The 19380-nt window shown below is 53.7% G+C and carries 13 protein-coding genes and 2 tRNA genes; 11 read left to right on the top strand and 4 right to left on the bottom strand.

The window, feature by feature from the left end:
- Window positions 1-3: 3 nt before the first annotated feature.
- From murI to TREPR_RS08775, 3 genes are read left to right on the top strand one after another with little or no spacing between them, the layout of a single operon-like run.
- Entirely contained in the window at window positions 4-897 is an 894-nt protein-coding gene (murI, locus tag TREPR_RS08785; protein WP_015707948.1) for a glutamate racemase, read from the top strand.
- A complete protein-coding gene (rsgA, locus tag TREPR_RS08780; RefSeq protein ID WP_015707947.1) occupies window positions 894-1829 on the top strand; it encodes a ribosome small subunit-dependent GTPase A in 936 nt (311 codons plus the stop codon). Before murI ends, rsgA begins: the two co-directional genes overlap by 4 nt.
- Window positions 1822-4506 carry an endonuclease MutS2 gene (locus tag TREPR_RS08775; RefSeq protein WP_015707946.1) on the top strand — a complete coding sequence of 895 codons (2685 nt, stop codon included), beginning with the start codon at window positions 1822-1824 and terminating at the stop codon, window positions 4504-4506. Before rsgA ends, TREPR_RS08775 begins: the two co-directional genes overlap by 8 nt.
- A 3-nt stretch (window positions 4507-4509) precedes the next feature.
- Here TREPR_RS08775 and TREPR_RS08770 read toward each other — a convergent pair whose 3' ends face one another.
- Window positions 4510-5016 carry an NINE protein gene (locus TREPR_RS08770; RefSeq protein ID WP_015707945.1) on the bottom strand — a complete coding sequence of 169 codons (507 nt, stop codon included), beginning with the start codon at window positions 5014-5016 and terminating at the stop codon, window positions 4510-4512.
- A 140-nt stretch (window positions 5017-5156) separates the two neighbouring features.
- On the bottom strand, window positions 5157-6548 hold the full coding sequence (locus TREPR_RS08765; protein WP_015707943.1) for a flagellar assembly protein A: 1392 nt from the start codon (window positions 6546-6548) through the stop codon (window positions 5157-5159).
- Window positions 6549-6773: 225 nt separating this feature from the next.
- Between TREPR_RS08765 and TREPR_RS08760 the strand changes: the two genes are divergently transcribed.
- From TREPR_RS08760 to TREPR_RS08750, 3 genes are all read left to right on the top strand, one after another.
- Window positions 6774-7247 (top strand): arginine repressor, encoded by a 474-nt coding sequence (locus TREPR_RS08760; protein WP_015707942.1) that lies wholly within the window; start codon window positions 6774-6776, stop codon window positions 7245-7247.
- Between the two features lie 80 nt (window positions 7248-7327).
- Window positions 7328-8902: a glucose-6-phosphate isomerase gene (locus TREPR_RS08755; protein WP_015707941.1), complete on the top strand. Its 1575-nt coding sequence runs from the start codon at window positions 7328-7330 to the stop codon at window positions 8900-8902.
- A gap of 29 nt (window positions 8903-8931) precedes the next feature.
- A complete protein-coding gene (locus TREPR_RS08750; RefSeq protein ID WP_015707940.1) occupies window positions 8932-9483 on the top strand; it encodes a flavin reductase in 552 nt (183 codons plus the stop codon).
- A gap of 224 nt (window positions 9484-9707) precedes the next feature.
- Here TREPR_RS08750 and TREPR_RS08745 read toward each other — a convergent pair whose 3' ends face one another.
- The gene (locus tag TREPR_RS08745; protein ID WP_015707938.1) at window positions 9708-10592 is read right to left on the bottom strand and encodes a M28 family peptidase; all 885 of its coding nucleotides are present in this window, start codon (window positions 10590-10592) and stop codon (window positions 9708-9710) included.
- A 25-nt stretch (window positions 10593-10617) separates the two neighbouring features.
- Complete coding sequence (locus TREPR_RS08740; RefSeq protein WP_015707937.1) at window positions 10618-13344, bottom strand: helicase-related protein; 2727 nt, start codon at window positions 13342-13344, stop codon at window positions 10618-10620.
- A 117-nt stretch (window positions 13345-13461) separates the two neighbouring features.
- Between TREPR_RS08740 and ppdK the strand changes: the two genes are divergently transcribed.
- The 5 genes from ppdK (at window position 13462) to TREPR_RS08710 (ending at window position 19347) form a co-directional block, all read left to right on the top strand.
- Window positions 13462-16458, top strand: a complete 2997-nt coding sequence (ppdK, locus tag TREPR_RS08735; protein ID WP_081468652.1) for a pyruvate, phosphate dikinase — start codon at window positions 13462-13464, stop codon at window positions 16456-16458.
- 94 nt (window positions 16459-16552) lie between these two features.
- Window positions 16553-16625: transfer RNA gene (locus TREPR_RS08725), tRNA-Thr, on the top strand.
- Between the two features lie 29 nt (window positions 16626-16654).
- Window positions 16655-16736, top strand: a tRNA-Tyr gene (locus TREPR_RS08720).
- Between the two features lie 131 nt (window positions 16737-16867).
- On the top strand, window positions 16868-18223 hold the full coding sequence (locus tag TREPR_RS08715; protein WP_015707935.1) for a tyrosine-type recombinase/integrase: 1356 nt from the start codon (window positions 16868-16870) through the stop codon (window positions 18221-18223).
- 458 nt (window positions 18224-18681) lie between these two features.
- A complete protein-coding gene (locus tag TREPR_RS08710) occupies window positions 18682-19347 on the top strand; it encodes a hypothetical protein (protein WP_015707934.1) in 666 nt (221 codons plus the stop codon).
- Window positions 19348-19380: the final 33 nt, after the last annotated feature.

The raw sequence follows: 19380 nt of genomic DNA, 5'->3' as shown, positions 1-19380 counted from the left end.
AATATGGATAATAGACCTATACTTTTTTTGGACTCCGGTATCGGGGGCCTTCCCTACTGCCAACATTTTCACCACCACAATCCTCATGAAGCTCTGGTCTACTGTGCGGACCGGGAACATTTTCCCTACGGGCGCCGGGAACGGGAAGAGTTGATCGCCCTGTTAAGCAGCCTTGTGGCACGGCTTCGGGGGCAGTTTAACCCCAAGCTGGGAGTGATTGCCTGCAATACCGCCACGGTGTCAGCCCTGGCTTCACTTCGGGAAACCTTTCCCGATCTGCCCCTGGTGGGTACCGTGCCGGCGGTGAAACCTGCGGTCCTTGCCAGCAAGCGCCGGCATATCGGGGTGCTGGGGACTGACAGGACCATCAGGGATCCCTATATCGCGGAACTGGCAGCCCGGTTCGGGCCGGACTGCGCGGTCACTGCCCTTGCCGCTCCGGACCTGGTAGACTTTGTGGAACACCGGTATGCCCTTGCCGGGGAAGAGGAGCGCCGGAGTATAGCCTCTCCTTACATCGAAGAATTCCGCCGGGCAGGGGCTGACGCTATAGTCCTGGGCTGTACCCACTTCCTTTTTCTTTTGGATGATTTTAAGGCCCTGGCCAAAGGGGAGCTTTCCATCCACGATTCCATTGCAGGGGTTTCCCGCCGGGCAGAGGCCCTGTTGGATCAGGGGGGATTGCGAGCTGGTGTGACAGCGGAAACTTCGGCAGCCGAAGGCCCGGCAGCTTTACTGCTGGTTACCGGCCTTGAGCCGCTTGAGCCGGTCTGGGAAGAACGGGCGCAAGCCTTCGGCCTGACCCTTTGCGCGGGGAACTTCGTTGCAAAATGCGCGGGGAACTTGCCGACTAAAGTCGGTATTGCAAGTGGTCCCGATCAGGGGGGGCGTCCATGACGGGGCTGGTGATTCGGGGTTCCCGGAATATCTTCACTGTAAAGAGCGATGAAGGGGGCGCCGAATTTGAGTGTCACCTCAAGGGCAAGATATTGAAAGGGGTTGAGGGTTTCTATAACCCCCTGGCCCCGGGGGATCGGGTGATTTTTGAAAGCGATCTTGCCCAGGATGGTACAGGGCTCATCTTGAGCCTTGAGAAACGGCGTAACCTTTTGACCCGGTTTAACCAAAAGGGCCAGTCGCCCCAGTTGCTTGCGGCCAATGTGGATCAGGTGCTCTGCGTCACCACCCCGGTCTCCCCGCCTTTCCGGCCCCGGTTCCTGGACCGGGCCCTGCTTCAGGGGGAAATCGCCAATATCCCCGCAGTGATCATCTGCAACAAATACGACCTGTCCGAGGATGATCTTGATGTGGAAGAACGGCTGGAAGATTTCACCCGTATCGGTTACAAGGTCCTGCGCATATCTGCCAAGACCGGAGAAGGAATGGACAAATTCCGCCGACTGGTTAGGAACCGTATTTCTGCGATGCTGGGGCAGAGCGGGGTAGGGAAGTCCAGCCTGATCAATGCCCTGGTTCCCGGGCGGAATATCCGGGTGGGAGCGATCAACGAAAAATTTGACCGGGGCAACCATACCACAACCATGTCTTTCCTGGAGGAGATTCCCGGGGAAGGGGAAACCACCCGTATCATCGATACCCCGGGAATACGCCGCTTTATCCCCCACGGGATAGATAGCGCCTCCCTGATCCTCTATCTGCGGGAATTTGCCCCCCTGGCCGGGCGATGCAGTTATGGCCATTCCTGCTCCCATGTGAGCGAGCCGGGCTGCAAGATCATGGAGGCGGTTCATGCCGGGGTGATCCATGAGGACAGGTATGAAAGTTTTCTTCGCATCCGAGATGAAATGTCGGAACCCTCCCATGACTGAGAAAACCCTTGAACTGCTGGAATTTTCCACCGTCCTTTCCCGGGTAGCAGCCCTCTCTCTAAGTGAGGAGGCTGCGGACTTGATACTGCAAACCAGGCCTGTCATTGACCGGGATGAGGTGACGCATCTGAAAGCCCAGGTACAGGAAACCTTGGACCGGATCAATTCCGGCGACGAGGAAAAGCGGGGCAGTATCCCAAGCATAGGAACCATACTCCCCGCTCTGGAAGTAGAGGGGACCTGCCTGGAATTGGAAGAAGCCTATGCCCTGGGACTTTTTGTGGAACAAGGAGAAGCCCTAAAATCCTGGCTTATAAAGGGAAGTGAAGAAATTACTTTAAATAGTATAAAAAATAATACTATCCATACAAAAGGTTCTTTGGGGCATGGAAATAAAACATCGACTTTAGGTAGTATAAAATATTATAACAATCAAGGTAGAAGTACTCGTCTTGAGCCCGAGACTTTAAACAGTATAAAAAAAGATACATATATAGATACCAAAGCTGCTACTCCCCTGCAAGCCCTGTGTTTGCTCATACCAGATTGTTCCGCCGTATCCAGGGAAGTATTCCGGGTGCTGGACCGGGATGGAAAGCTACGGGATTTACCGGAGTTCCGGGAAATAAAACGGCGTATCCAGGGCATTACCCGGGATCTGGAAAACGCTGGTTCCCGGTATACGGGAAATGAGGACAAGCGGCGTATGCTCCAATCGGCCATCCCCTCCCAGCGGGACGGTCGTATGGTACTGGCAGTGAAGGCCAATTACCGAAGCCGTATACGGGGCATAGTCCATGAGGTTTCATCTTCCGGGCAAACCATTTTTGTTGAGCCTGAAGAAGTGGTGGAAAAAAACAACGAACTCCTCATAGAACAGCGGCGCTTGGAAGCGGAGATACGGCGGGTTTTGCGGGAAATGACCGCCAGGCTGGCGGAATCACGGGAAATTCTCGGGGTTTTTCATACAAAAATAGTGGAACTGGAAACCATACGTGCCCGTGCCCACCATGCCCGGGAAACCCGGGGGGTATTCGCCCTGGACAGCAGCGGCGATGAAGGCGGCGACATGGTTGCCCTGAAGCAGGCCCGGCACCCCTTGTTGGGTTCCGCCGCAGTTCCCATAGATTTTCTCATGGACGGGACGATCCGGACCGTGATCATCACCGGGCCCAACACGGGGGGCAAAACGGTGGCCCTGAAAACTGTGGGGCTCTTTGCCCTGATGAACCAGTCCGGCCTTGCCCTGCCCTCAGGAGAAGGTACGGCGCTTCCGGTGTTTGACGGCATCTACGCCGACATCGGGGACGAGCAGTCCTTGAGCCAGTCCCTGTCTACCTTCTCTGCCCACATGACCAATATCGCCGCCATCACCGCTTCGGTAACCGGGCGTTCCCTGGTCCTGCTGGACGAACTGGGTTCCGGCACAGACCCCGAGGAAGGGAGCGCCATCGCCATGGCAATCCTGGATTACCTGATCGAAAAAAAAGTTCGGCTCCTGGTCACCACCCATCACGGGATGCTTAAAAATTACGGCTATACCAGGGAGGGTGTAGAGAACGCCTCGGTGGACTTTGACAGCCGTACCCTGTCCCCCACCTACCGTATTGTCATGGGTGTTCCTGGTGAAAGCCGGGCCGTGGATATTGCTGCCCGCAATGGCCTACCCGAAGCCATGGTGCGGGGCGCCCGGGGCTATCTGGCGGAGGAGCGGGCGGACGTGTCGGCCCTCATACGGGGGCTCAAGGAAAAGCACCGGGAACTGGCCGCCGCCCATGAAGAGCGGCAGGAGGAGGAGACCCGGCTCCGGGAAGAACGCCGGGCTGCGGATCTGAAAGAACTCAGGCTCAGGCAAAAGGAACTGGAAATAAAGTCCGGGGGTATGGGCAAATTTCGGGAACTTTTAAGCGAAAGCCGCAAGACCCTGGAGAACCTGGTCCGGGAGGTAAAGGAAGGGGAACTTTCCCGGGATAAAACCCTGAAGGTAAAGGAATTCCTCCGCGCCCTGGAGGAAGCGGTGAATGCCGAAGAGACCGCCCTGGAGACTGAAGAATCCGCCCTTTCCGGTGAACGGCGGCGCCTGGAGGAAACCTACGGCAGAGAAGCCCTGGAAACGGGGAACAGAAAAACCCGCAGAAACGCCGGACGGAAGGGCGCAGAAAACGCCGGCGTACCGGGAACAGGGCCGGGGGCATCTGCTACCGGGCAAGGGGGCAAAGAAGCGCCCGCCTTAGGGCCGGGGACAGAGGTTCTGGCCGGTGAGCAGCGCAGCCGGGGAACCGTGCTCCGGTCCGCAAAAAAAGGCGCCTGGGTTGTGGAACTGGGCTCCCTGAAAATGACCTTCAACGAGCAGGACCTTATCCCTATTGCCCGGCCCGCAGAAGCTAGAAAGCCCCTCATCGCCCCGGTGGAATACGCCGCTGCGCCCCAGGCGTTTATGGAATTGTCCCTGCTGGGTATGCGCCTGGAGGAGGCCCTGGCCACCCTGGAACGGCAGATCGACGCCGCAGCCATGACGGGGCTCCACGAATTTGCGGTGGTCCATGGCAAGGGGGACGGTATACTCCAGCGGGGGGTGCACGAGTTCCTGAAAAATCAGCCCATGGTAGCGGATTACTATTTCTCCCGCCCGGAGTTGGGCGGATTCGGACGCACCGAGGTGGTGCTTAAGGAGTAGTCCTTAAAAATCTTCCAGAGGGGAATCGGAGTCCATCAGCTCCGGAAGGGTATAGACCAGGGTACCGGACTGGCGGACCCGCAGTTCCGCAAAGCCCTTGTTGACCAGGGTATCCAGAACCTTCTTTGCATCGTCCATGGAAATATTCGCTTCCAGGGCCACTTCGCTGGCAGTTAAGATACCCTTGTTCTGCTTTGCAAGCCGCAGTATGGTCCGTTCCACGGTTTCCTTTTCCCGGACTATCCTGGCCTGTCCATCACTGACAGTGCGCCAGTTTTGCCCTCCGTGTATAGACCGGGAGGGCCGGCCAAACAGGGCATCCCGGAGATTCGCCTCCCTCACCTGGCCGGGAAGGGTAAAAAAGTCATAAATAGAACCGACCATACCCAGGCCGCCGGTACACATCCAGAGGAGCCCTGTGGGGATCTTCCCCAGGTAAAAGCGGTGAAACCCCAGGGCGCCAAAACCGGAAACGAGCCAAAGCAAATAGGCTAAACCAGTACTATACATCACAGTCTCCCAATAGCTCGTAAAAGGCCTATCTGCGGTCCCATTAGGCGACCATCATAAGAATACATACAAAAATAATAACATTAAAACGGATTTTTAACAATACATTTTGAAAAAGATACCTTTTGTCAGGAAAAGATTTAGAAGGGCTCGTGTACCAATTTGCCACCGGGTTTATCCAGCCTGATTCTGACCCGCTTCAGGGGTTCGGCAACGAACAGGGCAATTTCGCAAATTTCAATAAGGGTCCCCGGGGCGATTTCCCCGGACACTTCCACTACGGCGTTTTCATCCGTATTGATCCTGCCCATGAGGTTTCCAATTTGGAGGGTGTTCTTTTTTTGCTCATCCTCAAGGCGATGTAAGAGTTCTTCCATTTTTGTCTGCTTTTCCGGGTCTGATTCCGGAACCGCCATCAGCTCCCTGAGTTTCCCCAGCTTTTCCGCCAAAAGCCGTAATGTATTGTTACAGTTTTCCTTATCTTTCTGGAGGGTAAAATCAATGCCGCAGTGTATGCGGGTTGCCTTTCCTGCGTTTTTTCCGATGCCCCCGGCCTTAATTCCGTGGATGGCGTATACTTCGCCCCCCAGTATTCTACCCTTATCCCCCATTTCCAGGGTTTCCATAGTGTAGATACTGGAATTGTTAATCTCTGAGTCAACGGTGATAGTTTTCCTGCACGCAGCCCGGCAGTTCTGGATAAATTTGGTTCTCATGGCGCCGCCGACCTTTAAAAAGCCCCGGCCCCGGCCTATGATGCCCCCGGATACGATCAGATCCCCCTTGGTGTTCACCTCCGTCGCATCAAGGGTCTGTTTTATGGTTACCGATCCGCCGGAATAAATCTTGAACCCGTCGGCAACCGTGCCGTTTATGGTAATATCCCCGGGGAAAATAATATTTCCCGTGGCGTAACCCACGGAACCTTTAATCGTCAGGTCTTCAAAGACGTTTAATTCCTTATTATTTTCTATCAATTGCCCGTTGATTTCTGACAGGATATACTTTTCCGTGGACACCGTATGTTTGCCCCCGCTTACCCCCTCGGTCCGGCTCGTACTACAGGGGATCGCCACTCCGTGGACATTTTTTCCATCCCGCCCGGGGATACGCGGTTTTTTCAGGGCAAGAACCTGATCTTTTTTTACGATAACAAAGGGCGAATAGGCCCGGTAATCAATTTGACCGTTTCTGTTCTTATCCGGAACCGGGGTCGAGCTGGTTGCCAAATGGGGGTTGAGTTCGTAATACTCGTTTACTTCTTTGATTGGGGGGTCCCCCAGGGCGATGAGCACATCCTTAACCGGTTTTTTGTCCAGGTTGCACTGGAAGGCGGTATCCTTGAGGGTATCCCAGTGGACGCCGTAGCTGATATTGTGCTTATTCATAAGGGCAATCAGGTAGTCATTGGTGATAGGGAGGCCATCCCCCATGGGAGGGGTAAAATCGGCCCAGGCTTCAAGGTCTTCCTCAGAAAACCGGATATTCACCTTTCCGTCATTTTTGCCGGCTGATAGTACATTTGTATCCATAGGTTCTTAAGAGTCCCCCTATTTCTGTATCGGTAATAACATAGCTTGAAATAATATCTTTTCTAGAGTACTAAAACTTTTTTCAAAAGTAGCGTAATATCCTGTATCCTTCGCTTTTTCTCCGAAACTGCTTGCAAAAAACGGGTTTGTATTGTATGTTTATGCAAGCATTAGGTATAATTATTATCTAGGTGATAGTTTCCTTTTGTACTGATGGAGACATGAGTGAAAGAACGACTGGCCCGGTTAAAAGCAGTCCGAAAACTGATAAAAACGTACAGAATTGAATCCCAGGCAACCCTCTTGGGGCTTTTGCAAAAAGAAGGCTTTCTTGTTACCCAGGCAACCCTGTCCCGGGATTTGAAGCTCCTCAAGGTCGGTAAAATTTCCGACGGCCATAACGGGTATGTCTATTCCCTGCCCGGGGACGATGAACTCCAGGAAACCGAGCGGACCTATGCCCACGATTTCATGCGGGGTTATATTTCCATTGAATGGTCCGGTAATTTAGTGGTGATCAAAACCTATTCGGGGCATTCCGATTCAGTGGCCCTGGCGGTGGATAACCTTGGGCTTGACGATGTGCTGGGGACCATATCCGGCCGGGACAATACGGTTTTCGTGTGCCTCCGGGAAGGGATAAGCGGAGAGGATTTCATAAACCGCATGAAGGAAAGTATGCCGGAGTTGGAAGATTGAAGAATTCGGCATGGTCGAATTCTTTTTAGCAAAAAGGCTATGCTTTTTTGCAAGGTGTAATGTAAAGCAAGGGGTATAATATGGCGTATGTGGATTTTGACAAGACCGGGGCGTTTAAGAAACTATCGGCCCTTCCCAACAAGGGAAAGGATTTTTCTGCTTTATTGACAGCGGAACGGGTTAAGGCGAGCAAGGTTCCTGCGGGAGGCGGGCTGACCTACTCCTGGGCTGCCAAGGGGGTGGAGAAGGCAGAACTGGACGCCCTCCAGGCCCTGGCGGATGAACAGGACCTGATCGGCAAGTACAAGGCCCTGCTGAATGGCGAGGTCATCAATACCGGGGAAAACCGCAAGGTCCTCCACCAGCTCCTACGCGGGCAATTAGGCAGCCCGGTGATCCACGAAGGCAAAGATCTGGGCAAGTTCTATGCCCAGGAACTGGAACGGTTCTCCACTTTTGCAGAACTGGTCCAGACAGGAAAAATCAAGGGAACCACGGGAAAGAATTTTACCACCGTGGTTCAGATAGGCATAGGCGGCTCCGACCTGGGCCCCCGGGCCCTGTACCTGGCCCTGGAAAACTGGGCGGCAAAAGAGGGCAAAAGTTTCCTTAAAGCAAAATTTATCTCCAACGTGGACCCCGACGACGCCTCCCAGGTAGCCGCCTCAGTATCCCTGGAAGAAACACTTTTTGTGCTGGTGTCCAAAAGCGGCACCACCCAGGAAACCCTGTCCAATGAACTTTTTGTAAAAGAAAAACTGAAGAAGGCCGGCCTGGACCCGAGTAAGCACGTGGTAGCGGTGACCAGCGAGACCAGCCCCTTGGCCCGCAATCCCGCCTACCTGGACTCCTTCTATATTGACGACTTTATTGGTGGCCGCTATTCCGCCACTTCCGGGGTGGGCGGGGTGATACTCTCCCTGGCCTTCGGCCCCGCCGCCTTCAAGGAACTTCTCTCAGGCGCCCACGAGGCGGACAAGCTGGCCCTGGAACCGAATATCCTTAAAAACGCCGCCCTCCTGGACGCACTTATCGGTGTGTGGGAACGGAATTTTCTGGGTTTTCCCTATACGGCGATCCTGCCCTACAGCCAGGCCCTATCTCGTTTCCCCGCCCATCTCCAGCAGCTGGACATGGAATCCAACGGCAAGCGGGTCAATCGCGATGGCGTCCCGGTGCATTACTCCACCGGCCCGGTAGTCTTCGGCGAGCCCGGGACCAACGGCCAGCACTCTTTCTACCAGCTCCTCCACCAGGGCACCGATGCTATCCCCCTCCAGTTTGTGGGCTTTACCGAAAGCCAGCGGGGGGACGATGTCACCGTGGAAGGATCGGTCAGCCAGACCAAACTCAAGGCAAACCTGGCCGCCCAGATAGTGGCCTTTGCCAAGGGCAAAAGCGATACTAACGGTAACAAAAATTTTCCCGGCGGCCGCCCCTCAAGCCTCATCTACGGCAAGAGGCTTACCCCCGCTGCCCTGGGGGCCCTGCTGGCCCACTATGAAAACAAGGTTATGTTCCAGGGCTTTGTGTGGAACCTCAACAGCTTTGATCAGGAAGGGGTCCAGCTGGGTAAGGTTCTGACCAAGAAAGTGTTATCCGGCAACTCCGGTGATGCCGCCCTGGATGCGTACAGCGAGATACTGGGAGTGTAAGAATCAGGAATTAGAAATTAGGAGTTTTTATGAAACAGACGGGCGTTATTCCTGCGGGGAATGAATGGGTAGAGAATGATATTCGGGAATTTGCCGGGTCCCCGGCGGCGCGGATTGGAGATGAATGGATGTTGATCACCGCCGGGGATGTTTCGGGGGATAAGGGCAACTGGAATACCATGACCGCCTCCTGGGGCGGCCTGGGTGTACTCTGGGGTAAGAACGTAGCTTTTATGTTTATACGGAACACCCGGCATACTCTAGAATTTGCCAACGCAGCATCCCTGTTCAGCCTTTCTTTTTTTGACAAGCCGTTCCACAAGGCGCTGGAAATCGCCGGGGCAAAGTCGGGCCGGGATATTGACAAGGCAAAGGAAGGGGGCTTAACTCCAATCGTGTTCAGCGACGGGTCCCTGGGGTTTAAGGAAGCTAAAGAAGTTATCTCCTGCCGCAAACTCTATGCCCATGATTTTGATCCCGCCCTGTTCGTGGATAAAACTATTGACCCTAAAATCTACCCGCAGAAAGACTATCACCGGATGTATATCGGGGAAATAACAAAACTGCGGGTTAAAGGCTAAGCCCCGGCCCTGAACCGGCGGTTCTCAAACAGTTATCAACCGGCGGTTCAAGACAGTCCTGAACCGCTGGTTTTTGCTTTTTGGCTTCTCCGGGATGGAAAGTGCCAATTGGCCCTTATCTACCAGGGGATTCACATATCTTTCTGTACCATACTGAAATGATACCATACTTTCTCATAATTTCCAAGAGAATTCTACTAATTTTCGTGTAAAATTCGATAATTTTAGTTTCTGCAAAGCTCGCAGGCGAACTTTACCACCCGGTTGTAGTGCTTGGGGGTGAGCCTGTGGGCGCCGTCCGCCGGGCCGTTAAGGCTGCGCCAGGTTTCGGGTATCAGGAACTTTCGGCTGGCAGCCTGGGCTTCCCGGCTGATCAGGGCGTCGATACACTCCGGCTTGTTTCGCAGGTTGGAAGCCAGGGTAGCCGCTTCCACTGAGGGCAACACGGTAATGGTCTGGGCCGCAAGCCCTGCCCGGAGGAAACCCGCATCGTCAGAGAAAGGGGTGGGGACCAGCAGTACCCGGTCCATCATGAGTTTTCGGGCGGTCTTCAGCGCCCCGTCCCGCAAGCCTTTTACCTGCTGCCTGGTACGGGCAGCGCCCTGGCCGGTCTCGTGTTTCATCAGATGATCCGCCATGGTAGAGATGATCAGGGTGTCCCCGGTTCCGCAGGCGTCAAAGATATAATAGCGGCATTCCTTCAGAAAAGTTTCCTGCAAACTCATGGCCAGCCCGTAGGAGCCCTGTTCCCGTATGCCTTCCCCGGGGCCAAGCTCTTCCTTGTCGGTAAAGATGATAAGCCAGTTCCGCAGCCCCTCTTCCCGCATCTGCACCGCCGCTTCCAGGAGCATGAACACCGCCGCGCTGTTGTCGTTGGCCCCGGGGCTGCCCTTTACCCGATCATAGTGGGCCACCAGCACTATTGAAGGCGGTTCCCCGGAAAAACGCTGCCCCCGGTAGGGGAGTACAAAGAAATGGCGAAGATTGCCCAGGACTATGGCGGAAAAACCGAACTCCAGTTCCTCCAGCAAGGAGGCGAGTATCCTGAACCGGTCCGCCTGGGGGTCGAGAAAATCTTTGAATCGGTGATAAGGCGCCTTTTCCTGCATTACGATCCTTGAACCACGGCGGGCCTTACAAATAATCTGAAAGCCGCCGGTATATCTGGTTTACCTGGTGTTTGATTTCGATATCCACTTCTTCTCCCAATTCGTCGATCAGGGTTTCCAGGCTGGCCAGGCTTTCATTCAGGCTGGTATGGAAACCCCGGGAACAGGTAAACCAGTAGTATCCCTTACTATCGGTCAGGAGGCACAGAAAACCCATCTCTTTTTTCTGCGCGGGGAACTTCGTTGCAAGTTGTGTTCCTTTGGTTTGGCGGCCCCAGGGCGCCGGGGCGAGGATCAGGGGAAGCTCCTCCAGCAGGGCCGGGAGGTTTTGCTCCGAGTTAAAGCGCTTCTTCCTGGGCCAGGTTCTGGTAAGGGCCCCCTCTATGTCCAGGGAAGGGGCCAGGGAGAGGATCAGAGCAAGCTTTTCCCCGGCAAGCAGGGTATACCGGTCATCAATGGTAACCACACCCTTCAGCCCCTTGAACATGGTGTCGCTCCCGATCTTATCCTTTACCCTGGAAAGCCGTTCCCAGGGCAGGCGCACGGTTTTTTTGCCCTTTACCGTTTCTATCTCAAAGACCTCATCGCCGATCTTGATGTTGTTGGTAAAGTCCCGGGCCCCTTTCAGTTTTTCTTTGGGGAAGTCGGACCTGGCACCGGATTTCAAGGCCCTGCCACCCAGGGCTTCAAAAAGCTCGGCGCTTATCTTTTCCAGGGTCTGGTGCGAAAGAGGGGAGACCGACATGGCGTACATCCGGGAAGTCTTGACTATTTCCCCGGCCACAATGTACTGGGGGTTTAAGCGGAACATCACCGAACCGGGATGGATCAGGATACGATCCGCCGTAAGGCTCCGGTACAGTTCCCGGCCGTCCCGGACGCAGACAAACTGTATCATCCCCCGGGCCACCGAACAGAGATAGTCTTCGATACTACCACCTGAAAGTATCGGTACTCCCATATCGCTGACAATCATTTCCAGTTGTTCAGTAACATTAACAATTTCTGCCATGGTTTTTTCATCCAGGTAGTTTTTCTCACAGAATTTGCCCCGTTCCTTTGCGTCTTTATAGGCCCGGTAAAGTTTTAGGTAGGAAACAAAGTCGCCGTCGGGATCACGAAAACTGTGATGGGCTTTGCGGGCATCGGTTTCTTCCCCCGGGGGCAGCACATAGGGGTTCTGGGTGGAGAGAAATGCTGCGGCAATAATGGTTTCCTGGGTAACATCAGGGTAGCGGAGCACCGCTTCCACGATGATCCGGGACTGCCGGGGCGCCAGGGGGAACTCGGTCATCATCTTCCCGATCTTGGAAAGACTATGGTCGCTCTCCAGGGCATCCAGCAGGTTCAGGGTATCAATGGCGGCGATAAGCCCCTCCCGGTTCGGGGGGGAGATAAAGTCAAATTCCTCAAAAGCCGTGATCCCCAAATCCGCCATCCGGAGTACCACCTCTGAAAGGTCGGTGCGGTAAATTTCCTCAGTGGTAAAAAGACTGCGGTTCTCAAAATCCTTACGGGCATAGAGCCGGTAGCAGGTCCCTTCCCTGGTGCGCCCTGCCCGGCCCTTGCGCTGGTTTCCCGAAGCCTTGGACACCGGCCCTTCAATGAGGCTGGAAGTAAAGGTGTGGGGGTTGTAGTAATTCAGTTTTGAAAGACCCGAATCGATCACCGCAGTGATCCCGTCGATGGTGACCGAGGTCTCAGCGATATTGGTGGCGATCACCACCTTGGTTTTCCCCCTGGGGGGCGCCTCAAAGACCCGCTCCTGTTCGTCTTTGCCGAGCCGCCCGTAAAGGGGCACCATGTGGAGGTACTTCCCTGAGGGGCTTATGGAAAGCCGGTTCATACACTCTTTGATCATCTTTTCCCCGGAGAGGAAGATCAGCATGTCCCCTTCACGCCGTTCGTTGATGAATCGATCCGTGATGGCGACAATCTTATCAAGCAGTATATCCTCAGAAGAGCTTTGGGCGATACCGGCCCTTCTGCCGCCGGCCTGGCCGCCGGTACCGTCCGGCCGACCCGCAAAGCCGGATGACGGCCTGCCTGCGGATCCGGCAGGCTTAGAAAAGCCTCTGCCGCCCCGGTCCCGGCCTGTCCGGGAATTATTAACCGGAATAGCCGGCATTTCCGCTGCGGCATTCCCGGCGCCGGCTTCAGCCGATGCGTTTCCTGAGGGAGGATCGTAAACCAGGGTCACCGGGTAGGTGATGGCGTCGATCTTCACCACCGGACATTCACCGAAGTATTCGGAAAAAATTTGGGCGTTGATGGTGGCGGAGGAGACGATCACCTTAAATTCCCGGCGGGATTCCAGAACCCGCTTTAAGAGCCCCAGAATAAAGTCGATGTTAAGGCTCCGTTCATGGGCCTCATCCACCACCAGGCAGCCGTATTTGGACAGCCAGGGATCAAGCTTCATCTCCTGGAGGAGTATACCGTCGGTCATGATTTTAATCACCGTATTTTGATCCGTCCGATCCTCAAAACGCATCTTATACCCTACCAGTCCCGGGATACTGGTCCCCAACTGGCGGGCAATAAATTCGCTCACCGAAACTGCAGCGATACGCCGGGGCTGGGTTACCCCGATAATGCCGTTTTTCGAGTACCCCGCATCGTGGAGTATCACCGGCATCTGGGTGGTTTTCCCGGACCCTGTGGGACTTTCCACCACCACTACCTGATTATCCGCAAGGGCGGAAAGAATGAGGTCCTTATGTTTGTATACTGGAAGTTCTAGATAATTCATAGTTTCATTATAACACAATGGAGAGGAGTGAGGAAGGGAGTAAAGGAACTCACTCCTCCCCCCTTTCCTTTTTTTATTTATTGATCTATTATAAAAACTATCCAAATGGAGGAAGTAATGGCGAAACAAAAATATGTTTATTTTTTTGGCGAAGGTAAAGCGGAAGGCGAGGCTGGAATGAAGGACCTCTTGGGCGGGAAGGGCGCCAACCTGGCAGAGATGACCAACCTTGGAATCCCGGTTCCCCCGGGTTTCACGGTTTCCACCGAGGTATGCGCTGCTTTTTATGAAAACAAAAACAAGTACCCCGCAGGGCTCGAAGCCGAGGTACTTTCCAACCTGACCAGGCTGGAAAAGGTGATGGGGAAAAAGCTGGGTGATCCTATTGACCCCCTGCTGGTATCGGTCCGTTCCGGCGCCCCGGTATCCATGCCCGGCATGATGGACACGATCCTCAACCTGGGCATTAATGATAAGGCCGTTCAAGGTTTGGCCGCGAAGACGAAGAATACTCGATTCGCCTGGGATGCATACCGGCGTTTTATCCAGATGTACGGCGATGTGGTCATGGGGGTACCCCACGAGAAATTCGAGGGGGCCATCAAGGCGATCAAAGCAGCCCGGGGCATTCAGCTTGATACGGACCTGAGCGCCACAGACCTGGAGCAGCTGGTAAATGACTACAAGCGAATCGTTAAGCAGGTGACCGGCACTGATTTTCCCCAAAAGCCCCTGGATCAGCTTTGGGGTGCGGTGAACGCAGTATTCGGCTCCTGGATGAACGAGCGGGCCATCAAGTACCGGCAGCTCAACGAAATTAAAAACATCAAGGGCACCGCAGTAAATGTGCAGTCCATGGTATTCGGCAACTTCGGCGATGATTCCGGTACCGGGGTCTGTTTCAGCCGGGACCCCTCCACAGGGGATAACGAATTCTACGGCGAATACCTGATGAACGCCCAGGGCGAGGACGTGGTGGCCGGTATCCGGACCCCGGGGAAGATCGCCGACCTGGAAAAGGAAAACAAGAAAATTTACAACCAACTGGTGGGCATCAAGAACCGGCTGGAGAAACATTTCCGGGATATGCAGGATATGGAATTTACCGTACAACAGGGTAAACTGTTCATACTCCAGACCCGGAATGGAAAACGTACCGGTGCCGCAGCGGTAAAAACCGCCGTTGATATGGTGGGTGAAAAACTCATCGACAAAAACACCGCCATACTCCGGGTCAGCCCGGCCTTGCTGGATCAGCTCCTCCACCCCATGATTGACGCCGCAGCCCAGAAAAGCGCCAAATCAATTACCAAGGGACTCAACGCATCCCCCGGCGCGGCCTGCGGCCGGATCGTGTTCTCCGCCAAGGAAGCCGAGGAATGGCATCTACGGGGCGAGAAGGTACTCCTGGTCCGCCAGGATACCAGCCCCGAGGATATAGGCGGCATGGTGGTGTCCCAGGGCATACTCACCGCCACCGGGGGCATGACCAGCCACGCAGCAGTGGTCGCCCGGGGCATGGGAACCCCCTGCGTAGCCGGCGCCAAGGCTATCTCGGTTCAGGGCAACTCGGTTACAATTAATAGCACAGTGTTTCATGAGGGCGACTGGCTCACCATCGACGGTTCCACCGGAGAAGTCTACGAGGGCAAATTGCCCCTGGTAACCCCGAAAATCGGCAAGGATATGAACACCTTCCTTACCTGGTGTGATGAAGTCCGCAGCTCCGCAAAGCGGGGCAGCCTCAAGGGCTTCGAGGTCAGGACCAACGCCGACCAGCCTGAGGATGCCAAGCGTGCCTTTGAATTCGGCGCCCAGGGCGTAGGCCTCTGCCGCACAGAGCACATGTTCTTTGATAAGGAAAAACTCATCCATTTTCGGGCCATGATCGTGGCGGACACGGTAGAAGAGCGGAAGGAAGCATTGAAAAAGATCCTCCCCTTGCAGCAACAGGATTTCTTCGGCATCTTCAAAGCCATGGAAGGCCGCCCGGTAACCATCCGGCTTTTAGATCCCCCCCTCCATGAATTTGTCCCCAAGACCGCGGAGGAAACCCGGGAATTGGCAGAGCACATCGGCGTTGCCGTGGAAACCCTGACCCCGAAAATTGAACGGCTCCACGAAGCAAACCCCATGCTCGGCCACCGGGGCTGCCGTTTGGCGATAACCTACCCGGAAATCTACGATATGCAGGTTGAAGCCATTGCTTTAGCCGCAGTGGATTGTATTAAAAAGAACATCCCTGTGAACCCGGAGATCATGATCCCCATCGTGGTTACCGCCCGGGAATTGAAACTGCTCCGCCCCAGCGCCGAAGCAATCCTGAAAAATGTGTTTGAAAAAGCGAAAGTAAAACTCCCAGTAAAGATCGGCACCATGATCGAGGTACCCCGGGCAGCCATACGGTCCGGCCATATCGCCAGATATGCAGACTTCTTCAGTTTCGGCACCAACGACCTGACCCAGATGACCTTTGGTTTCAGCCGTGACGACGTGGGGTCCTTCCTGCCCAGTTACCTCCAGAAGGAAGTCCTGGACGTAGATCCCTTCAAATCCATCGACGAAGAAGGGGTAGGCTCCCTCATCAACTATGCTGTCGAACAGGGTAGGGCGGTCAACCCCAACCTCAAGGTCGGCATCTGTGGTGAGCACGGCGGCGATCCCGCCACCATCGACTTCTGTTACCGGGTCGGTTTAAGCTACGTATCCTGTTCACCCTTCCGGGTACCCCTGGCCCGGCTTGCGGGAGCCCAGGCAGTGATCAGCAATTCCCTTAAGGCGAAAGTATCTGCCGCAGTAAAGACCGTAGCCCCCAAGGCAAAAGCCGCCGCATCCAAAGCCAAGACTGCCATCGGTACCAAGGCAAAAGCCGCCGCCGCCAAAGCCAAAGCTGCCCCCAAGGCGAAAGCAGCTGCTTCTAAGGTGAAGGCCACAGCAGCCAAGGCAAAAGCCAAAGCCGCTCCCAAGGCGAAAGCAGCTGCTTCTAAGGTGAAGGCCACAGCAGCCAAGGCTAAAGCCAAAGCCGCCCCCAAGGCAAAAGCGGTGGCTTCCAAGGCTAAAGCAGCAGTCTCTAAAGTGAAATCGACTAAGAAGGCTAAAACGTTAAAGAAGTAATAGACGGGCATTAACCGGGAAGAGCAAGGATTTTGCTCTTCCCGGTCTTGACCAAAATGAAATATTTTGGTTATATATAACTTCGTTACTTAAGGCCATCTTAGCTCAGTCGGTAGAGCGGCGCACTTGTAATGCGCAGGTCTTCGGTTCGACTCCGGAAGATGGCTGGGCTTTGATGGTCAAAAACGTGTAATTAGGGGAGTTTCCCGAGCGGTCAAAGGGGGCAGACTGTAAATCTGTTGGCTACGCCTTCGTAGGTTCGAATCCTTCACTCCCCAAAGTGAGTTAATTCCTTGCGTTGTAAGGAATTAGAAACTGTAAAGAGAGAATGCTACAGGTAAAACCTGCGCGTCAATCAAATCACTATGAGAAAAGGTATGAGAAAGCCTTTTCCCAAAGGATGGGGTTTATGCGCAGGTTTTATTTGCATAAGCGGGGCTCGGTGTTCTACGCCGAGCTTATAACGACCGCCGGGGTCAAGCTCAATGCACGGAGTACGGGCAAAAAGACACGGGACGAAGCCTTGCTGGTGGTGGCCGATTGGCTCAAAGAAGGGTTGCCCGTGGTCAAACAGCCGGGCTACCTGGCCGGGACGGAGAGTTCCAAAAGCAAGCCCATAAGCGTTGTCGCCGACCGGGCCGGTATTCTTTCGGCCATCAAAAAGGCTGTCCTGGAACGGGATGACGCTTTTGCCATCGTGGCGGCGCTCAGGGCTAAAGGCCTGATTGATATTCCGGTCGTTGCCACCGGAAAGGGAAATGTCAAATTTATCGACTACCTCAAGGAATTCTGGGACTATGAGAAAAGCCCCTATGTCCGGGACAAGCTTGCCCATGGGCATAGTATCGGGCGGCACCACTGCACGTTAAACCATGGCCGGGTAGTAAACTACTGGGAACCCTTTTTCAAGGATCGGGCGCTGAATACTATCACTCGGCAGGATATCAAAACTTTCAGCCTGGGGCTTTCAGATACCGGGCGCAGCCCGTCAACCATAAACGGGATAATGGTCTTGGGTACATCCGCCCTTTCGTACGCTGCCCAAGAGGGGTATATTCCGCTGGACCCCTGCAAAGGTATTGCCCGGTTTAGTGGTAAACCTGCAAAGCGGGGGATCCTGACCGAAAAAGAAGCCGAGGCCATATTCAATCTTGATTGGGCGGAAAAACGCGCCTATCTGGCAAACAAGGTGGCGGCAACAACCGGGATGAGGGCCGGGGAGATTCTGGCGCTGCGGCGTGAGGATATCGGGGAGCAAAGCCTGCACATCCGCCATTCCTATAGCCGCCTGGACGGGCTTAAAACCCCAAAGAATGGCGATGAACGCAAAGCTCCTTTGTACCCCGAAATAAAGACCGAACTATTGGCGCTTGTCGATGAAGCGGAAACCCTGCATGGAAAGGGCGCCTATATTTTTTACAGCCTGACCAATGAAAAGCCCTGCCAGGATGACTTGATCCTTGACGGTCTCCATGATGCCATTAAAAAACTGAATGAGAAGTTTGAAAAAGAAGGCCGGGAACTAGAGAAGATTGACTGGAAAGCACGGAATATTGTGTTCCATAGCTGGAGGCACTATTGGGCGGCGAGGATGAGCGACCGTATGACTGCGGAACAGTTGACCCGCATTACCGGGCACAAGAGCCGTGCCGTCTTTGACCAATACGCCGACCATATTACCGAAGACAACATCAAGGAAGTCAGCAATGTTGGGCGTGAAGTATTCGGGGGTATTTTGAAGTTCCCGGAACCAAAAGGGGCATAACGTAAACCAGCCTCGCGATAAGCGGGGCTGGAATTCTTGGGCTTGCTGAGATCGGCTTATTGAAAGTATGGTTACCACTGCCTGAGCTTCGAATGTAAGCTGGGGCCTCGGGGACCTCTGTCTGTCGCCTTAGGCAACCCTTAGAGATGCTGTGGGCCTAAATAATTTTATGAAAGAAGTACAAAACGGGGGTTATTTTTAGTATTTTATAATTATATTCCAGGCATACAGGCAGATGTGGTTGCTGACCTCGCCAGCCGGGCCGATTTTCTCGGAGGTGCAATATTGACGGACAAAAAAGAAATGACGCGATTTCCCGAAGGAGGCGACTGTCTCCCAAACTCTGTGATACTTACTTACCCCTTCATTACTATAAGCGCCGCCTTATCTGACCGGGCCGATACCCCGGCAAGGGCGCAACCAGGACATTGCCGAGCCTGGAATCAGGAAAGAAAACAATGACTGATGAAGAAGAAAAACCACGATTATTTACAAGAAATGACCAAGAGTTTCAAGCAGATATGCAAGATGCTTTGTACTGCCAGAACAAGTATTTCAGTAATCAAATAGATGTTTTCTATTTCAAGTCCAGAGATTCGTTAGATAAACTGTATAAGGAATACCTGAACAAAGAAATTGATTTGGAGGCCGCGCAAAAGAAATTCCAGTTAGTTGAGTATGAATACGAAAAACTTATCAATGAAATAGAATACGCCAGTGAAGAAGGGTTATTGATCACCCATTGTGCTATGATTGAAATCATCCTGAAGGATTTTGTTTTTTACAGGAATAAATTACAGCTTGATATGAAAAGAAAGGATTCTAAAACTACGGCTGCACCGCTTGACAAAGAGGTGGAAGAAATTAAACCTGAAATCCCTTGTGTCATCCAGGATTTAATACAGAATAGCAGCCTGGTTGAAACAAAGCCGGATACAATAGGCCGTTTTAAACCGAATCATGGGGTAAATGATATCGCGATTACCCAATGGATATATGATTATTCCGGTTACAAGAACGAACTTACGGCTGATGTGTATGCCCAATACATTTACACTACGGTAAAACTGAGTACCATTGAAAAATATATGAGCGACGCTCGAAGAAAATCAGAATCGGAATAAAATCGGCATAAAATCAGGAAAACCCAAAACCTG

Origin of the sequence: Treponema primitia ZAS-2, assembly GCF_000214375.1 — a bacterium.
Taxonomy (GTDB): domain Bacteria; phylum Spirochaetota; class Spirochaetia; order Treponematales; family Breznakiellaceae; genus Termitinema; species Termitinema primitia.
This window is presented reverse-complemented; position numbering and strand designations above follow the sequence as displayed.

Bases quoted from the DNA above. Each gene is read 5' to 3' on its own strand.
- murI (WP_015707948.1), top strand. From the start codon at position 4: ATGGATAATAGACCTATACTTTTTTTGGACTCCGGTATCGGGGGCCTT.
- rsgA (WP_015707947.1), top strand. From the start codon at position 894: ATGACGGGGCTGGTGATTCGGGGTTCCCGGAATATCTTCACTGTAAAG.
- TREPR_RS08775 (WP_015707946.1), top strand. From the start codon at position 1,822: ATGACTGAGAAAACCCTTGAACTGCTGGAATTTTCCACCGTCCTTTCC.
- TREPR_RS08770 (WP_015707945.1), bottom strand. From the start codon at position 5,016: ATGTATAGTACTGGTTTAGCCTATTTGCTTTGGCTCGTTTCCGGTTTT.
- TREPR_RS08765 (WP_015707943.1), bottom strand. From the start codon at position 6,548: ATGGATACAAATGTACTATCAGCCGGCAAAAATGACGGAAAGGTGAAT.
- TREPR_RS08755 (WP_015707941.1), top strand. From the start codon at position 7,328: ATGGCGTATGTGGATTTTGACAAGACCGGGGCGTTTAAGAAACTATCG.
- TREPR_RS08750 (WP_015707940.1), top strand. From the start codon at position 8,932: ATGAAACAGACGGGCGTTATTCCTGCGGGGAATGAATGGGTAGAGAAT.
- TREPR_RS08745 (WP_015707938.1), bottom strand. From the start codon at position 10,592: ATGCAGGAAAAGGCGCCTTATCACCGATTCAAAGATTTTCTCGACCCC.
- TREPR_RS08740 (WP_015707937.1), bottom strand. From the start codon at position 13,344: ATGAATTATCTAGAACTTCCAGTATACAAACATAAGGACCTCATTCTT.
- ppdK (WP_081468652.1), top strand. From the start codon at position 13,462: ATGGCGAAACAAAAATATGTTTATTTTTTTGGCGAAGGTAAAGCGGAA.
- TREPR_RS08715 (WP_015707935.1), top strand. From the start codon at position 16,868: ATGCGCAGGTTTTATTTGCATAAGCGGGGCTCGGTGTTCTACGCCGAG.
- TREPR_RS08710 (WP_015707934.1), top strand. From the start codon at position 18,682: ATGACTGATGAAGAAGAAAAACCACGATTATTTACAAGAAATGACCAA.